The sequence below is a fragment of the Nocardia sp. BMG51109 genome, assembly GCF_000526215.1.
Classification (GTDB): domain Bacteria; phylum Actinomycetota; class Actinomycetes; order Mycobacteriales; family Mycobacteriaceae; genus Nocardia.
Genome location: NZ_JAFQ01000004.1, coordinates 4,954,910 through 4,971,683 on the forward strand (window position 1 = coordinate 4,954,910; position 16,774 = coordinate 4,971,683).

Annotated in this window: 15 protein-coding genes and 1 other RNA gene; 8 read left to right on the forward strand and 8 right to left on the reverse strand. The window is 71.3% G+C overall.

The window, feature by feature from the left end:
• Positions 1-106 precede the first annotated feature (106 nt).
• Positions 107-1,168 carry an Rv2231c family pyridoxal phosphate-dependent protein CobC gene (gene cobC / locus D892_RS0123785; protein WP_051499153.1) on the forward strand — a complete coding sequence of 354 codons (1,062 nt, stop codon included), beginning with the start codon at positions 107-109 and terminating at the stop codon, positions 1,166-1,168.
• Positions 1,169-1,505: 337 nt separating this feature from the next.
• A complete protein-coding gene (locus tag D892_RS0123790; RefSeq protein ID WP_232236150.1) occupies positions 1,506-2,663 on the forward strand; it encodes a Nif3-like dinuclear metal center hexameric protein in 1,158 nt (385 codons plus the stop codon).
• A gap of 232 nt (positions 2,664-2,895) precedes the next feature.
• On the opposite strand, the gene D892_RS0123795 is transcribed toward D892_RS0123790, so the two are convergent.
• Positions 2,896-3,333, reverse strand: coding sequence for an OsmC family protein (locus D892_RS0123795; protein WP_024803631.1), 438 nt, complete (start codon positions 3,331-3,333; stop codon positions 2,896-2,898).
• Between the two features lie 199 nt (positions 3,334-3,532).
• Between D892_RS0123795 and D892_RS0123800 the strand changes: the two genes are divergently transcribed.
• Both D892_RS0123800 and D892_RS0123805 read left to right on the forward strand, forming a co-directional pair.
• Positions 3,533-4,270 carry a zinc ribbon domain-containing protein gene (locus D892_RS0123800; RefSeq protein WP_024803632.1) on the forward strand — a complete coding sequence of 246 codons (738 nt, stop codon included), beginning with the start codon at positions 3,533-3,535 and terminating at the stop codon, positions 4,268-4,270.
• A 157-nt stretch (positions 4,271-4,427) separates the two neighbouring features.
• Entirely contained in the window at positions 4,428-5,663 is a 1,236-nt protein-coding gene (locus D892_RS0123805; RefSeq protein WP_024803633.1) for a bifunctional RNase H/acid phosphatase, read from the forward strand.
• 34 nt (positions 5,664-5,697) lie between these two features.
• On the opposite strand, the gene D892_RS0123810 is transcribed toward D892_RS0123805, so the two are convergent.
• The gene (locus D892_RS0123810; protein ID WP_024803634.1) at positions 5,698-7,059 is read right to left on the reverse strand and encodes a CdaR family transcriptional regulator; all 1,362 of its coding nucleotides are present in this window, start codon (positions 7,057-7,059) and stop codon (positions 5,698-5,700) included.
• A gap of 250 nt (positions 7,060-7,309) precedes the next feature.
• The gene (locus tag D892_RS0123820; protein WP_024803635.1) at positions 7,310-7,939 is read right to left on the reverse strand and encodes a TetR/AcrR family transcriptional regulator; all 630 of its coding nucleotides are present in this window, start codon (positions 7,937-7,939) and stop codon (positions 7,310-7,312) included.
• A 196-nt stretch (positions 7,940-8,135) separates the two neighbouring features.
• Between D892_RS0123820 and D892_RS0123825 the strand changes: the two genes are divergently transcribed.
• Entirely contained in the window at positions 8,136-9,512 is a 1,377-nt protein-coding gene (locus D892_RS0123825; RefSeq protein WP_024803636.1) for an AarF/ABC1/UbiB kinase family protein, read from the forward strand.
• A 288-nt stretch (positions 9,513-9,800) separates the two neighbouring features.
• On the opposite strand, the gene D892_RS0123830 is transcribed toward D892_RS0123825, so the two are convergent.
• The gene (locus D892_RS0123830; protein ID WP_024803637.1) at positions 9,801-10,283 is read right to left on the reverse strand and encodes a GNAT family N-acetyltransferase; all 483 of its coding nucleotides are present in this window, start codon (positions 10,281-10,283) and stop codon (positions 9,801-9,803) included.
• Positions 10,284-10,330: 47 nt separating this feature from the next.
• The gene (locus D892_RS0123835) at positions 10,331-11,218 is read right to left on the reverse strand and encodes an alpha/beta hydrolase (RefSeq protein WP_024803638.1); all 888 of its coding nucleotides are present in this window, start codon (positions 11,216-11,218) and stop codon (positions 10,331-10,333) included.
• Between the two features lie 269 nt (positions 11,219-11,487).
• Between D892_RS0123835 and rnpB the strand changes: the two genes are divergently transcribed.
• The 3 genes from rnpB (at position 11,488) to D892_RS0123845 (ending at position 13,165) form a co-directional block, all read left to right on the forward strand.
• Positions 11,488-11,910, forward strand: an RNA gene (rnpB, locus tag D892_RS44355) — RNase P RNA component class A.
• A gap of 96 nt (positions 11,911-12,006) precedes the next feature.
• Positions 12,007-12,159 carry a hypothetical protein gene (locus D892_RS46985; RefSeq protein WP_156959659.1) on the forward strand — a complete coding sequence of 51 codons (153 nt, stop codon included), beginning with the start codon at positions 12,007-12,009 and terminating at the stop codon, positions 12,157-12,159.
• A gap of 307 nt (positions 12,160-12,466) precedes the next feature.
• The gene (locus D892_RS0123845) at positions 12,467-13,165 is read left to right on the forward strand and encodes a phosphoribosylanthranilate isomerase (protein WP_036567431.1); all 699 of its coding nucleotides are present in this window, start codon (positions 12,467-12,469) and stop codon (positions 13,163-13,165) included.
• Here the strand turns inward: D892_RS0123845 and D892_RS0123850 are convergent.
• The 3 genes from D892_RS0123850 to D892_RS0123860 form a co-directional block, all read right to left on the reverse strand.
• On the reverse strand, positions 13,104-13,970 hold the full coding sequence (locus tag D892_RS0123850; protein ID WP_024803641.1) for a DMT family transporter: 867 nt from the start codon (positions 13,968-13,970) through the stop codon (positions 13,104-13,106). The two genes, D892_RS0123845 and D892_RS0123850, sit on opposite strands and share 62 nt — an antisense overlap.
• Positions 13,971-13,975: 5 nt before the next feature.
• Positions 13,976-15,289, reverse strand: coding sequence for a hypothetical protein (locus tag D892_RS0123855; RefSeq protein WP_024803642.1), 1,314 nt, complete (start codon positions 15,287-15,289; stop codon positions 13,976-13,978).
• A gap of 331 nt (positions 15,290-15,620) precedes the next feature.
• The gene (locus D892_RS0123860) at positions 15,621-16,652 is read right to left on the reverse strand and encodes a trans-acting enoyl reductase family protein (protein WP_024803643.1); all 1,032 of its coding nucleotides are present in this window, start codon (positions 16,650-16,652) and stop codon (positions 15,621-15,623) included.
• Between the last annotated feature and the right edge of the window lie 122 nt (positions 16,653-16,774).

The following is a 16,774-nucleotide window of genomic DNA, read 5'->3' on the forward strand; positions in this document are numbered from 1 at the left end:
CGCCCCACCCGCGCCCGGCCGCCGCCGTGCACCGCGGCAACGCCGGGTCCAGTCGCTCACCTGCGTCGATCCGCCCGGTCGCAGGCCGCGCGGCGGCGGTGATCGGATGAGCCGGGATGGTCCGGGGGACGAGGCCGGGGGCGGGGTGGACCGGGCGGCACTGCGGCATCACGGTGATGCGGATGTGCGTCCCGGGATGCTGGACTTCGCGGTGAACGTGCAGGGGAGTGCGCCGCCGGAGTGGCTGCGGGAACGGCTGGCGGCGAGGGTGTCCGATCTCGGGTGCTATCCCGATGCGGGCGAGGAGTCCGCCGCCCGCGCGGCCGTGGCGGCGCGGCACGGGCGCAGGCCCGAGGAGGTGCTGTTGCTCGCGGGCGCGGCCGAGGGGTTCGCCATGCTGCCCAGGCTCGCGCCGGATCAGGCGGCGGTGATCCACCCGTCGTTCACCGAACCCGAACTGGCGCTGCGGGAGGCCGGGGTGCCCGTCGCCCAGGCGATCCTGGAACCGCCGTACCGGCTGGATCCGGCGGCCGTCCCGGACGCCGCCGACCTGGTGGTGCTCGGCAACCCGACCAACCCGACCTCCGTGCTGCATCCCGCCTCGGCGATCCACGCGCTGCGGCGGCCGGGGCGGATCGTCGTGGTCGACGAGGCATTCGCCGACGCGGTGCCGGGCGAGCCGGAGTCGGTTGCCGGACAATCCCTTCCGGACGTCCTGGTACTGCGCAGCCTCACCAAGACCTGGGCGCTGGCGGGACTGCGCTGCGGATACTTCCTGGGCCCGGCGCCGCTGCTGGCGCGGCTGAACCACGGCCGCGCGCACTGGCCGCTGGGCACCTTGCAGCTGGAAGCCGTTGCCGCGACGGCCGGCCCGGCCGCCGTCGCCGAATCCGGTTCGCGCGCCGAGCGTATCGCCGCCGACCGCGCCGCCATGATCCCGCGCCTGCGCGAACTCGGCATCGAGGTGCACGAGCCCGCACACGGCCCGTTCCTCCTGATCCGCGTCCCCGACGCCGAACTCCTCCGCAAACGCCTGGCGGACAAGGGAATAGTCGTCCGCCGCGGCGACACCTTCCCCGGGCTCGCCCCCGGACATCTGCGCCTGGCAGTGCGCGGCCGCGCCGAGGTGGACCGATTGATCACCGCGCTGCGGGAGATCGGCCCGTGACGGAATGGCTCGTCGGAGGCCGGTCGAATGCCGTGTTCTCGGAGAGGGGTTCGTGGTTGGTCCGAGGCCGAGTGGTCGTCCCGGTGTCCGGCCCGTGGCCGCGCGGGGGCGGAGTGATCGGTCGTCGCTGCCGGGATGTCGGTGCACGACCATGTGGCCACGTCGGTGTCGGTCGATCGGTGACCGTGCTCTGGGGAGACCGGTCCGTGACGGCATGGCCGGGCAGGGGCCGGTCGAATGCCGTGTTCTCGGAGAGAGGTGCGCAGGGATTGGTTCGGCGGCCGGTGAGCGGGACAATGCCCGAGGCGGCGAAGGTGACTGAGGTGGAGGAGGTTCGGTGACGCAGTCGGAAGCGGTGACGCAGTCGGAATCCGTGGTGCTGTCGGAACTGGTCGGTGCGCTGGATGCGGCCTATCCGCCGGCGCTGGCCGAATCGTGGGATTCGGTGGGGCTGGTGTGCGGCGATCCGGCGGAACCGGTGGCGCGGGTGCTGTTCGCCGTGGACGCGACCGCCGCGGTGGTGGACGAGGCGCTCGAGTGGGGCGCACAGGCTTTGGTGGTGCACCATCCGCTGCTGTTGCGGGGCGTCGACACCGTGGCGGCGAGCACGCCGAAGGGCGCGCTGCTGCACCGGCTGATCCGCGGCGGGTGTGCGCTGTTCACCGCCCACACCAACGCCGACTCCGCCGACCCGGGCGTCTCCGATGCGCTGGCCCGGACCCTGGGACTCGCCGTTACCGGCCCGGTCGACCCCGAACCCGCTGCCGCCGTGGACGAATGGGAGGTCCAGGTGCCGAGCGAGCACACCGACGCCGTGCTGGCGGCGATGTTCGCGGCCGGTGCGGGCGGCAGCGGCCACTACCGCGACTGCTGCTGGCAGGCGCCGGGCACCGGGCAGTTCCGGCCGCTCGAGGGCGCGAATCCGGCCGTCGGCAGGGTGGGCGCGCTGGAGCGCGTCGCGGAGGACCGGATCGAGGTGGTGGCCCCGCCGTCCGCGCGTGCCGCCGTGCTGGCGGCGATCCGCGCGGCACATCCGTACGAACAGCCGGCCTTCCACGTCACCGAACGGGCCGCGCTGCCGTCGGGTCTGGGCCTGGGCCGGGTGGGCACGCTGTCGCACCCGGAATCGTTGCGCGCCTTCACCGCCCGCGTGCGCGCCGCCCTGCCCGGCACGGTGTGGGGCGTGCGGGCGGCGGGCGATCCGGACCGCGTGATCCGGACCGTGGCGGTGTGCGGCGGCGCCGGAGACTCCTTCCTGGGCACCGTCTCCCGGCTCGGCGTCGACGCCTACGTCACCGCCGACCTCCGCCACCACCCCGCCGACGAACACCTGCGCGCCGGCGGCCCGGCACTGATCGACGCCGCCCACTGGGCCACCGAATTCCCCTGGTGCGAGCAAGCGCAGGGGGTAGTTCGAAAGGCGTTGCCCAGCTTGGAGACTCGGGTCTCGACCCTTCGCACCGACCCGTGGACCCTGGGCGCCGCCGACGGCTGAGGGGTGACCAACCCACCGCATCTTGCACGGAACCGCCATTCCTCAGCGCATTCGCTTCGTCTCCTGGCGGATCGGTCCTTCGTCGTCCCGGCGCGCCGATGGCCGGCATCCACACTGCGGCACCCGGATTCCGGGCCACAGGCACGCCGGACGGACGGGCCCGGTGTGCGCTGGGAGACCGGCGGTTCGACACGGCGGGACGGTCCCGGTGACGGCAGGGCAGGCCGGCGGCTCAGGCGGTGACGATGGTGGGCTCGTGGCCGACCGGGAAGTTCATCGAGTTGGCGACGAAGCAGCGCTCGTGGGCCTTCGCGTGCAGGTCGCGGGCCGTCTCGGTGTGCGCCGCGTCGGTGACGGTCACTCGCGGGCGCAGGGTGACCTGCTGGAAGCGCGTGTTGTCCATGGTGCCCTCGGCGGTGTCGCGGTAGTCGGTCACCACGATGCCCGCCTCGGTGCACAGGTGCAGATACCACAGCATGTGACATTCGGACAGCGCCGCGATCAGCAGCAGCTCCGGATTCCAGCGATCGGCGTCGCCGCGGGCGAAATCCGGATCGGCACTGCTCGGCAGCGGCGGGCGTCCCGGCGCGAATGCCTCGTGATTGCGCGAGTACTCCCGGTGACCGGTCGTCGCGCCGCTCCAAGCGACCTCCACCTCGTAACGATGCATGCGAACGAGCCTGCCACAACGCCGGATCCGGTTGCCCGGGCAGTCCGGCCGCGGCGGCCGGCCCGCGCGGCCCGGCCGGCCTGGCGGGGTTGGGGCGAAACGTGTTGCCGGCGGGGTACGGTTGAACTTTGGTGTCGGTCGCCCGGTCGGGCCATCGCCGCCGTCGAACCGTCCACAGCGTCGAGGAGTAAGTTCCGCGTTGAATGTCGAACCACCGATCCAGGCCAAGCTGCTCGATCTTGCCGCCGTCGACGCCGAGCTGACGCGGATCGAGCATCGCCGCAAGGTGCTGCCCGAGCAGCAGGAGGTCGAGCGGCTGGAGCGGGAGCGTTCCACGCGCAAGGATGCCGCGGTCAAGGTCGAGATCCTGATCGACGACCTGGACCGGGACATCCGCAAGCTGGAGACCGAGGTCGACGGCGTCCGCAAACGCGAACAGCGCGACAAGGGCATGCTGGAGAGCGGCAGCGTCGCGGCCAAGCAGCTGTCCGAGTTGCAGCACGAACTGGGCAGCCTGGAGCGGCGCCGCACGGTGCTCGAGGACGACATGCTCGAGGTGATGGAGCGCCGCGAGGCCGCCGTCGCCGACCATCAGCACGCCGGGGCCACTCTGTCCCGCGCGGAGGAGGAGCTCGCCGACGCCCAGCGCCGCCGGGACGAGGCACTCGCCGATCTCGAGGTCGCCGGGCAGCGCTGCGCCACCGACCGGGAGGGGCTGGTCCCCGAGTTCCCCGCCGAACTCCTGACGATCTACGACCAGCAGCGCACCCGCAACGGGGTGGGCGCCGCGCTGCTGCAGGCCCGCCGCTGCGGCGCCTGCCGGATCGAGCTCGACCGCGGCGAGATCGCCCGCATCACCAAGACCGCCCCGGAAGCCGTCGTCCGCTGCCCCGAATGCGGTGCGGTGATGGTGCGCACCAAACAGTCCGGGCTATGAGTTCGGCGGGCTGTGACGTGATCGGTATCGCGACGGCCCGGGTATCGAGTCCGGTTGTCGCCGTGGCTGATCGGCGTCTCCCCGCGAGTGTGTCGGGGGATTGCGGTGCGCGCGACGGCCGGACGGGGTTCCGGGGCGAGGCGGAGGGAGTGCGGCGGTGACGAAGGCGATCGTGGAGGCCGACGGCGGATCGCGGGGTAATCCCGGACCGGCCGGATTCGGCGCGGTGGTGTGGGACGCCGACCGGGCCGAGGTGCTGGCCGAGCGCAAGGAGGCGATCGGCGTCGCCACCAACAATGTCGCCGAATATCGTGGTCTGATAGCGGGTTTGGCCGCGGCGGCCGAGCTCGGCGTGCGCGAGGTGGACGTCCGGATGGACTCCAAGCTGGTGGTCGAGCAGATGTCGGGTCGCTGGAAGGTCAAGCACGCCGGCATGATTCCGCTCGCCGAACGCGCCCGGCAGCTGGTCGCTGGATTCGACCGGGTGAGTTTCGAATGGATTCCGCGCGAACGGAATTCGCATGCCGACCGGCTGGCCAACGAGGCGATGGACGATGCGAGCGTGATCGCCGAGGTGCGCGACGCGGGGCAGGCCGGGCCGCGGGACGCCGGATCGGGGCCGGCGTCGAATCCCGGCGGCGGCCGGCCGGCGGCCCACGAGTCGGCGGCCGGAGCCGAGCGTTCCCTGCCCAGCTGGATCGATGAGGTCGCGGGGGCGAAGTCCGGCCACGCCGCCGACCCCGCCGGATCGGCCGCCGCCCCCGGCTGGACCGGCGCCCGCGGCCGCCCCACGCGACTGCTCCTGCTCCGGCACGGCCAGACGGAATTGTCCGTGCAGCGGCGCTATTCGGGCCGCGGCAACCCGCCGCTGACCGAACTCGGCCGCGAACAGGCCGCCCGGGCCGCGAAACATCTTGCGGCCAAGGGTGATATCGCCGAGGTGGTCACCTCCCCGCTGGGCCGGGCCAGGGAGACGGCGGAGGCCGCCGCGCAGGCCCTCGGCGCGCCGGTGCGGGTGCTGGACGGGCTGACCGAGACCGACTTCGGCGACTGGGAGGGGCTCACGTTCGTCGAAGCGGCACAACAGGATCCGGAACGGCACGCGCGATGGCTGGGCGATCCGTCCCTGCCCGCCCCCGGCGGAGAGAGCTTCGACCAGGTGCGTGAGCGGGTGGAGGCGGTCCGGCGCGATCTGGTGGCGCTGTACCCCGAGCGGAACGTCGTGGTCGTCAGCCACGTGACGCCGATCAAGACCCTGCTGCAACTGGCGCTGGGCGTCGGCCCGTCGCTGCTGTACCGCCTGCACCTGGACTTGGCGTCGCTGTCGGTCGCCGAGTTCTATCCCGACGGCGGCGCCTCGGTTCGACTGGTCAACGACACGTCGTACCTGTAGCACCCGCGAGCGTGGCCTCGGGGTGGGCGCCGCCTCACCCCGCGTCGGCGACCGCGACCCGCTCGGCCGGCCCGGTCAGCCGGTCGCCCCGGTCCGGGCCCGCGCCGTCCCGTCCGAGGATGTCCGGATGCCGCCGATAGCTGCGGGCCACCAGCGCCGAGCGCAGGTACCACAGCCCACCGGCCTGGGTGGGGTCGCAGCCGGTCAGGGTGGCGATGCGCTTGAGCCGGTAGTCCACGGTATTGGTGTGGATGTGCAGGGCGTGCGCGGTGCGCTGCCGGTTGAGGTTGTTGCTGATGTGCCGCTGCAGGGTGTCGAGCAGCTCGGGGTGGGCGTCGAGCGGGTCGAGCAGCGTGCACAGGTGCTCGCGGCCGGGGCCGGGCCGGGTGAGCTGGTATTCCAGCGCGAGATCGTCGAATCGGTACAGCCCGCGGACGAGCCGCAGCCGGTGCACCATGTCCAGCAGCTGATGCGCCTGGTCGGCCGCGGCGGGGATGTCGGAGGTGGCGGCGGTGACGACGGTCGTGAGCACGGGCACCTGCGCCTCCTGCGACAGCACGGCGACGAGGCGATCGAGATCGACGGACGGGCCGTCGGCGGGGATGAGCAGGGTGCCGCCGTCCACGCTGAGCAGCGACAGGATGGTGACGTCGGCGTGACCGGTGGCGAGCGCGGCCTGGATGCGCCGCAGCTTGCGCCGCGCGACCACCGCCCCGTCCACCATGGGGTTGGCCTCCTCGGGATGCGGGGGCACGGCCAGGGCGAGCACGTGGTACCGGTCGGCGATCTCGATGCCGCATTCCCGGGCCATGGTGGAGGTCGGGTGGCCGCCCAGCAGCGCGGAGGTGAGCGTGTGCACCGCCGTGTGGTGCTCGCTGACCACCGAGCGCAGTTCCCGCACATAGGCTTTCGACACCGCGGTGGTCATCGTGTCGAGCATGTCGACCACGAGCTTGGCGGCGCCGACGAGGTTGTCGTAGTCGCCGCGGCGCAGCACCAGCATCCGGTCGTCGCCGTCGCGGGTGTGCCGGTAGCTGTTGGTGGCGCTGGTGACGACGAGATCGAGCCCGAACCGGAAGCCCTCGTGGATGGCGTGGTGGATGGTGTCGATCGGCACGCCCTCCCGCGCCCACTGCGCGGCGGTGTCCTCGAGCTTGCGGGTCTTCTCCGGGACGTCGGCGCCCTCGAGCATGCCGACCGCCAGCTCCAGGCACAGCCGGGTGATCGAGGTGACGTCACCGTGGATCGCGTCGTCGGGCAGCGTCCGGCACGGCGCCACCGTCTCCACGAAATGCCCGACCATCTGCCGGGACAGCGCCCGCACATCCTTCAGCGGCGTGGAGAACGGTGTCCCGGAGTAGGTGAGGCCCGGGTTGTTCGACATCTCGGCAGCCATCGGCGACTTCCTTCCGCCCGATCCGGATGCCCACCTCGATCCGGATCCGGTGGGCTGTTACGTGCTGTTTGCTTTCCGGAAACGGTAAACCGAGCGGAAGCTCACCTTCTACTCCTCTTTGTGAAATCCGCAGTGGTCGTGGAAATGGGCCGCGATCAGGAGAAATACCGAATGTGGCGAGTGCCGGGGAAGCACCGGAGTCGCCGATAGTTGGGGAGGTGCTCACTTTCCGGTCGCCCGGCGGGCCGACTCATGCCGCCACGGCCTTACGCTCGGCCTCGGTCCAGGCCGCGATCATCCGCGCGGTCATCTCGATGGCCTCCCGGCGCTCCCGCGGGTCCACCTCCAGCGCCGAAACCCGCAGTACCGCAGCAAAACCCGTATTGATCAGCACGAAGGTCATCACGTCGTACTCGTGATCGTCGCCGGGACCGAGCATCTGGATCACCATGACCTTGACCAGCAGGCGCAGGCGCGGCTCGAATTCGGGGATGCCGCTGCTGTAGAACTGCACGCCCGCCACCAGCGCCCGCACCAGCTCGGCATTGGCCACCAGCTCGTCGGAGATGACCTCCAGGATGCCCGTCACCGTGGCCAGGATGGACTCCTCCGAGACACCGAATACGCGCTGGGTGAAGCGCTGCTCGATATTCTCCAGCAGCCGCCCGAGCAGTTCCTCGACGATGACCGACCGATCGGAGAAATACCGGTAGACGGTGCCGATGCTGACGCCGGCCTTGGCCGCGATGCGGTTGGTCGAGGTGTTGGCGATGCCGCGCTCCCCGAAAAGCTCGGCGGCGGTATCCAAGATGTGTTCCCTGGTCGCCTTGGCGCGTTCCTGTGTCGGGCGGCGGCGCTGACCCACGGCCTTCGCGGGCATCGCATCCTCCTGCCTGGGGTCGTTCGAAGATGAGCGTCGCTCAGTTTAGCGGCGGGCGAACCGTCGCGGGAATGATTCGCATTCGCCGGTCCCGCGGCACCGCGTGGGGTGGAATGTGGTGGACGAGCAACACTCCGGGGGTGCACGGTGACCGGCGGAGCGAGTACCAACGGAGGTGCGACAGTGGGTGACGACCGTGGGTGATCGGGTGCCGAAAGGGCGCCTCGCGCGGGGGAGCAGGCTGGGCCGGCTGGCCGCGGGGCAGGCCCTGCGCGGCGTGGGCACCCGGCTGTCCATGGTCGGCCGGCCCGAACAGGCCCGGCGGGTGCTCGCCGAGCGGTCCACGCTGCAGGCCGCGCAGCAGTTCGTCACCGTGCTCGGCGGTTTGAAGGGCGCGGCGATGAAGCTCGGGCAGATGCTGTCGGTGCTGGACGTCGACCTGCTGCCGGAATCGCGTCGGGAGATGTTCCGTACCAAGCTCGCCGAGCTGCGCGACCACGCGCCGGAGGTCCCGTTCGCGGAGATGCGGGCGGTACTCGAGGGCGATCTCGGGCCGCCGGCGCGGGTCTTCGCCGACTTCGACGAGACCCCGATCGCCGCGGCCTCGATCGGCCAGGTCTACCGGGCCCGGCTGCACGACGGGCGCGAGGTCGCGGTCAAGGTGAAATATCCCGGCGTCGACGCGGCCGTCGAGGCGGATATGCGCAATCTGGCGATGTTCAGCCGGCTGTGGAAATCGGTGCTGCCGAGCGCGGCGGACGGCGACGTGCTCGACGAGATCGCCGACAACATCGGCAGCGAGCTCGACTATCTGCGGGAGGCCCGCACCCAGCGCCGCGTCGCCGAACGCTACCGCGATCATCCGTACATCACGGTCCCCGACAGCGTCCAGGAGTATTGCGGGCACCACGTGCTGGTGACGGAGTTCGTCGAGGGCCTGTCGTTTCAGCAGATCCGGGAGCTGCCGGCCGCCGAGCGCGACCGGATCGGCGAGCTGGTCTACCGCTTCTACGTGACGTCGTTGTTCTCCGACTACGAATTCTGCGGCGATCCGCATCCCGGCAACATCATGCTGGCCGCCGACGGGCGGGTGGCCTTCGTCGATTTCGGGCTCTACCACACCATGGATCCGGTGCACGTCGAACTCGAACGGGACTGCCTGCGGGCCGCCGGCGAATTCCGCGCCGAGGACTTGTACGACGCCTGGGTCGGGCGCGGCATCATCGATCCGGAGGCGGACGTGAGCGCCCAGGAATGCCTGGAATACGTCTGGGCCGCCGCGGGCTGGCATCTGCTCGACGAGGAGATCACCATCACCCCGGAGCTGGCCACCGGGGCGGTGGTGCTCGCCGTCGATCCCCGGGCCGCCCGGTTCCGCGGCATGCGGCGGCAGCGGCTGCCCGCCGAGCACGTCTTCTCCCGCCGCGCCGACCTGTTCACCTTCGCCGCGCTGGGCCAGCTGGAGACCACCAACAATTGGCACCGCATCGCCCGGGAGTGGCTCTACCGCGACCCGCCGGCGACCGAGATCGGCCGGGCCACGGCGCGCTGGCGGGCGGGTGCCGCGCTGTGACCGGCGGTGTCGGTGGGTGTGCGTGCCCGCACCCCGCTCACCGGCGAACGGGAATGCCCTTCCCGCGGGGGAGAACTGATGTCATCCGAACGGTGCTTCGCGGCGCACCGGGGCATCGCCGGGGCGGACGCGCCTGACTGTCCGCCGATCGTCGCTCAGTATGCCGTCCAGCGGCCGTGCCCGTCCCTCGGCGAGGTGCGAGGTGGATTCGAAAGGCGCTGTACGCCTCGATATGCCGCCGGTTCGGGTCGACCCGGATGCCCGGCCGCTTGCCGTGGTTCACCGTTGTCAGCGCGCCGGTGACAGCGCCCGGACCATCTCGTACTCGATCCTGAGATCGTCGGGGGCGTTCGGCCTGCGTTCCCCGGTGGGGACGAATCCCCTTCTCCGGTAGAGGTTTTCGGCGGGCGTATTGCCGTCGAGCACCCAGAGGCTCAGCTCCGTGTGCCCCTCCGCGCGGGCCCAGTCGGCGACCGCCTCGATCAGCCGGTCGGAGATTCCGGTGCCGCGCGCGGCCGCGGCGACGAACACCGACACCAGGACCGGTGACCCGTTCTCCACCAGGCCGCCCGCACAACCGAACACCTCGGCGCCGTCCTCGGCGACGAACAGCGTGCGCCTACCGGCCCACCGCCGCCACTGCTGCTCGTCCCAGCGGGCCGCCTCCTCCAGGCCGATCGAGAACGTCCCCGGTGCCGAACCGGCCAGCGCGTCGAGCCGCGCCGCGCGGGCCAGCCGCCAGTCCTCGTCGCCGATCCGTCGCACGATCATCGTCCGATCGTGCCCGGTGCGCGCCGGTCCCGGCAATCGAATTCGTCCTACGGCCGCAGCACGGACACCAGGAACTCGGCCTGGTCGTAGACCGCCTTCTCGAACCAGTCGTCGAAGTAGATGTCGAAATGACCGATGGGATAACGCTTCACGACGGCGTGCTTGGTGCGTTCGGCGGCCTTGAGTGTCGGGCCGATCGGCGCGATCGAATCGTCCTCGCAGATCGCGTACATCACCGGCACCTTGATCCCCTTGGTCTGCCGCCACGGGGAGTCGAACAGCGTCTTGAGCCCGATGCGGGCGGCGACCTTCGGCTGGTACTGCTCGCTCTCCTCGGCGAGCCGGCCGAAACCCTCCGGCACGTCGGAGGCGGCCATCAGCGCCGCGGACCGTTTGCGCCCGGCCAGCCGCACCCGGACGGGCTTGCGCAGGATCGGCCCGAACAGCAGGTCGGTGAGCGCCACGGTGCCGGTCTTGATCAGTCCGATCACACCCTTCGCCCGCGCGGACGCCCACCCGCTGGTGAACGGGCACTGGGCGACCACCGCGGCGAGGTAGTCGTCCTCGTGCGCGATCGACAGCACGTGCCCGCCGCCGAACGAGGTGCCCCACAGGGCGATCCGGGTGGCGTCGAAGCCGCGCAGCGTGCGGGCGTAGGCGATCGCCGCCCGCCAGTCCTCGCGCTGGCGGCCGATGTGGACCAGCTGCCGCGGCTTCCCGCCGCTGGCACCGAAATGCCGGTAATCGAAGACCAGCACGCCCATTCCGGTATTCGTGAACCGCCGCGCGTACCGGTCGAGTCCCATCTCCCGGTCGGCTCCCAGCCCGTGCGCCATGATCACCAGCGGCCGCGGCTTCGGCGGACCGTCCGGACGATAGAGCCACGCTGCACACTGCTCGCTTCCCGACGGGAACCCCACCTCGACACGCTCCATGGCCGAATACGGTAACGCGTTGCCGTAACGGGTGCTGACCTGGACCCTGTCTGTCCGGGCGGGTGCGAGGCCCCGGCCGGCACGCGCGGAGTTTCCCGGTGTCGCCGGGCGGGTAGCAGTAAACAGCCGCGGGTCTGCCCCGGCACCGGCGGGCTTCGGCCGCAAGCTGTCCGGGCCGGGCCTGGGTTGCGGGTGTGACCAGGCGTGATACGTATCGATCAGGGGGTCGCGGGCGCGCCGGGATCGCGCAGCGGCACAATGGCCTCGGACGAGTCGGTCGGGCGGTCGCGTCGACAGGTACGGGCACGCACGTGTCGCCGCCTGTCGCCGAGGAAAGTCCGGACTCCACAGAGCAGGGCGGTTGCTAACGGCAACCCGGGGTGACCCGCGGGACAGTGCCACAGAAAGCAGACCGCCGGCGCCGCACCTTTTCGCAGGCGCGGCGCCGGTAAGGGTGAAACGGTGCGGTAAGAGCGCACCAGCGCCCCGGGTGACCGGGGCGGCTCGGTAAACCCCGCCCGGAGCAAGGCCGAAGGCCGCACTCCCCGGAGTGCGGCTGCGCAGGCGCCCGAGGGCTGCTCGCCCGAGCCTGCGGGTAGGCCGCTCGAGGTGCCCGGCAACGGTGCACCCAGATGGATGGCCGCCCCCAGCGCAAGCTGGGACAGGATCCGGCTTACAGACCGACTCGTCCCCACCTTCCGATCCCGGCTACAGGGATACACGATCTGACCGAGTGGCTGGACAAGCTCGGCCGGTACATCGAGGACAGGGCCACCCTGCGCAACTCTGTGCAGAACGCGACGCCTGCCTCGGATCTCGTCATCGCGAGGCAGTTCGGCATCACGAAGCAGACGAGCGAGGCGCTGGTACCACCCGCGCAGCGATTCGTTTTCGACAGCTGTGCGCACGTCGAATCCTGGGAGAAGCTCGCCGACAAGTAGTTTCGGCAGGTGAATCGCAGACCGGTCGGTTCCTGTGCTTTCACGCAGCGACGGGCAGGTTAACCCGGGCGGCGGGTCAACTCGTGTCTTCGGTGTGACTGGAAAGTGGTATGTTCGGCGGCAGGGAGTATTCATACTGAGGGGCATGCATCAACGTTGAAGCGGTCGTCCGGGGCAACCGGCGGCTCCGGTAGTCGTCTGATCGGCGACTCCGGCCGGTCCGGCTCCCTGCGCCGGAAGTGAAAGCGGTCGTGCTCCGGCGTTAGCTCGCCGGATGCCGTACAGACTAGGCAGTATCGTGTGCCGGATGATCACCGTCCGAGCGAAGATCTGCGGTATCCGGAGCGAATCCGATCTCCGGGCCGTGCTGGCGGCCGAGGCTGATGCGGCCGGATTCATCTCGGGCACAACGCATTTCAGCGAGGATGTGCTGACCGCCGAACAGGCGCGACGGTTGTCGCGGCTGGTTCCGGCGTCGGTGCAGCGGGTGCTGGTCACCCACCTCACCGACGCGGGCGCGATCCTGCGCCTGGCCGACCGCATCGAGGTGGACTGCATCCAGTTGCACGGCCTGATCACCCTCGACACCGTGCGCGCGGTGCGGGCCGGTGCCGACGGCCGCCGCGTGATACGCGCGGTGCACGTCGCCGGCCCGGAGGCGATCGATGCGGCGGTGGAGGCCGCCCCGGATTGCGAGGGGATCGTGCTGGATTCGCGGTCGGCCGATCGGCTCGGCGGCACCGGCCGCACCCACGACTGGTCGGTCAGCGCCCGCATCGCCGACAAGTTCGCCGGAACGGATTTCGCGGTGATGCTGGCCGGCGGGCTGCACCCGCACAACGTCGGGGCGGCGATCGACGCGGTGCATCCGTGCTGGGTCGACGTCAACTCCGGCGTCGACGATCGAGACGGCAACAAGGATCCGGTCGCCTGCGCCGAGTTCGTCAGGGCGGCACACGACGCCGCGCTGCCCACCGCTGTTCCAGCCCGACCGCGCACAGAATGAGCACCCCCGCCGCCGCCGTCGCCGTGGTGATCCGGGTTCCGGTGCACAGCGCGCCGACCAGGGCCGCCACCACCGCCTCGTTGAGCCCGATGATGCTGGCCGTCGCCGCGTCCAGCCAGCGCAGCGCCTGCCAGTAGAGGGCGAAGCCGGGCCCGAGCAGCAGGGCGCCGACCGCGGCCAGTTCGGCGGCCGTCCGGGCCCGGGGCAGGTCGAGCAGCAGCAGCGGACTGCTCGCGATCCCGGCCACCAGCAGTTGCAACCCGGCCGAGGTGATGGTGTGATGCGGCCCCGCCTCCCGGGCGATCAGGCTGACCAGGGTCGCCACGCAGGCGGCGCTGCCGAGCGCCAGCAGGCATCCCGTCACCGCGGCACTCGTCCCGCCGCCCGCCGGATGGCGGCCGGTGACCAGCCAGATCGCCGCCGCCACCAGCAGCATTTCGACGAGTACCGGAACCGTCGGCGCCCGCCGCCCGCGCACCACGGCCGCGGTGATGATCAGCACCGGCGCGGTGAGGTGCAGGGCGACCACGACCGGCAGCGGGCCGATCCGCAGCGCGGCGACGTACAGCGCGAGGTTGGCCGTCTCCAGCCCGCCGAGCCGGGCATACAGCGCCGGCCGCGCGGTCAGCGCCGCCCACGGACGCTCCCCGCACAGCCGCGCCAGCACCAGCAGCGTCACCGCGCCGCCGAGCGCCACCAGGCCCGCGGTCGTCGGCGCGGCCAGCACCGCGAGCAACGCGCTGGATGCGCCCCACAGACAGGTCACCGCCACCATCAGGGCGAGCGGGACCAGCGGGGGGCGCACGACGATTACGACAACAGGAAGGTGACCACCGGCAACACCAGCGCGGTGAACGCGGCGAAGACGGTGGCGGCAACCCGTCGCTTGGGCAGTCGCGGGAAACGGGTGGCGAGGCCGGAGTAGACGCCGAGCGCGATCAGCAGCGTGCCCCACACCACCAGCGCCCGGCTGCCGACCTTGCCCAGGGCCTGGTCGAAGCCGACCGCCAGCGCGAACACGGTGCCCCCCGCGGCCGCGCCGAGCAGCCAGAGCGCCGCGCCCGCAGTCGAATTCACCAGCATCCGGCGGCCGCGCACCGATGCCACGGTCTGCGGATCGGTGTGGTGGGCGCCGTCGGCGCGGCAGATCTCGTCGTACACCTTCGCCGGATTCACCCGCTCGTTGATCGCGGGCCGGACCTGCAGCAGCGCCTCCAGCGCCTGGGTGGTGGCGTAGGAGGTGACCGGGCCCTCGGCCGAGATGCGGAATCCGCCCCGGTAGATCGCCAGCGCGTCGACCTCCTGCATCTCCAGCAGTTCGACGATCGCGGCGCGGACCGCCGGATCGAAGATGGTGCGGCTGTCGGCGGACACCACCGCGCCGATGGCCAGGTGCAGGGTCAGGTGGCGCCAGGTGTCGACCAGATCGTCGCGGCGGAAGATCTCGGTCTCGATCTCACATTCGTTGCGGCGCAGGCCGTGCAGCAACCTCTTGACCGCGAGCGAGCGGGCCCGCTCGGCCTTCTTGTCGCCGATCTCGGCGATCTCGGGGCGGGCCAGGACGGTGGCGATGTGCGCGGCGGCGTAGATCGGCAGCGACCGCGGCTCCTGAAAGACCGACGCGACCAGGAAGGCGATGCCGCGCGAGATGGCCTGCTGCCGTTCGCCGTCGAAGGATCCGTCGCCGATCAGGGCCGGGATCGCCGCGGCCGTCGCGGTGATCGACACCGGGCCCAGGAAGCCCGACATCCGCCAGCCGCCGGTCTCCGAATCCTGTTGTTCCAGCAGCGATCGCACGGCGCCGACCAGGCCCGGATCGCTCTCCTCGACACCCAGGCAGCGCAGCGCGCGGATCCGCCAGGCCACATCGATCGGGGTGCGGAAATACCACTCGTCGCCGACCGGGCGCTCCACCACCGTGGCCCGGACCAGTGCGGCAACCTTTTCGGCCCGCGGGATCTCGCATTCGGCGCGGTGCAGTATGCAGACCACCTCGGCCGTGTTCTGGGGATTCGGCGGCACATCGGGAATCCAGCCCCAGCCCGCGCCGCCGCCGATATGCGGGATCTGGCTGCCGCGCAGCCATTCCACCGCCATCAGGATGCGCTCGTCGATGTTCGACACGGCCCTTCCGCCTTTGGAACGTGGCCCCGCGAACTGCTGCCGGGGCGCTGGTAACTGCCACGCTACGCGGCTGGTCCGACAAGTGGAGCAGGCTTGTGTCACATCGAATCGGTTGGTGGCGAGGATATTTCGTTTACGTATCACGAACGGACCGGTCGGCAGCCTGGCCGTCTTCCGATCAATTCGACAGGGAGCGAGAGGTTTTCGCCGCCGCATCCGATGCTACAACGGCGAGAAACCCCTCCGGCGACGTATAGCCGTGCGACGCACGGGAGTTCGGCACGTGACAGAACCTGATCCGGTCCGCACTCGAATCGCAACCTGGATGCACTTACACCGCCAGGGTTTCGAGCCGCCAGACTACGTCTTCGGCGGTGAGGAAGTCGAGGAAATCCGCCGGATCGAACGCCTGCGCCGGCGCGAGTGCACCGGGCGGAGCGTCGCCGGCAGCGAGGCGGCGGGCGGCCTCGACGGCGATGACCCCGGTGAGCCGGTAGCAGTCGGTGCCGGTCACCCAGCCGCGTGCCCGGGTGCCGTCGGGGGCGCCGGCCTCGGCCAGCATCAGCCACCGTGCCGCACGGTTCTCCTCGTCGACGGTCGCCGGGATCGTCTCGACGACTTCCGGCGTGACGGCGGTGAGCAGGTCGGCCACCTCGGCCCGGATCGCCCCGCGGACGCGCCGGGCGCGGACGTGGCGCGGGACGGTGACGACCCCGGGAAGGGCGAACCCGGTCACCCGGACCGCGTCCGGTTCGCCGGGTACGGCGAGGGACCGGGGCGGGACATCGTCGGCCGGATGCCACGCGCCGTCCCGGTAGTCCAGGGCGGGCTCATCCGCCGCGCCCGCCATCGACCGGGCGGTGCCGCGGGAGATCCCGCCGGTCAGGCGCAGATCGGCGACGGTCAGCTCGTCGACGGCGGGCAACCGGGCGGCGGTGAGCGCCGCGATCAGATCACCCGGTCCGCCGTCGTCGGTCATGGCCGGGACGATCGTCACGCCGGCGGCGGCCGCCTCCGGCCCGAACCGCTCGAAGGTCCGGTGGATGTGCCGCTGTTCGCCCGAGGTGTCGACGTAGTGGCAACCGGCGGCGAGCGCGGCGCGCACGACCGGCTCACCCCAGCGGTCGAACGGCCCGGCGGCGTTGACCACCGCCGCGCATCCGGCGAACGCCGCGGCCAGGGCGTCGGCGTCGCCGAGTCCGGCGACCCGGATATCCGGCGTCGAAATCCCGAGGCCGTCGGCCACCGCGCGCAGCCGCGCACCGTCGCGGCCGGCGAGGGCGAGATCGATGCCACGGCGGTGCAATTCGGCGACGGCGAACCCTCCGGTGAATCCGGTGGCACCGTATACGGCGATCTTCATCTGTCTGTCTCCCAGGTCGTTTCGCGTGATCCGTCGGCGGATCACGGATACGACGCTATGGTCGACTGCCCAGGACTCTCCATATCCGATCCGCCGGAGAAGATGTCTGATCATCCGGCTAC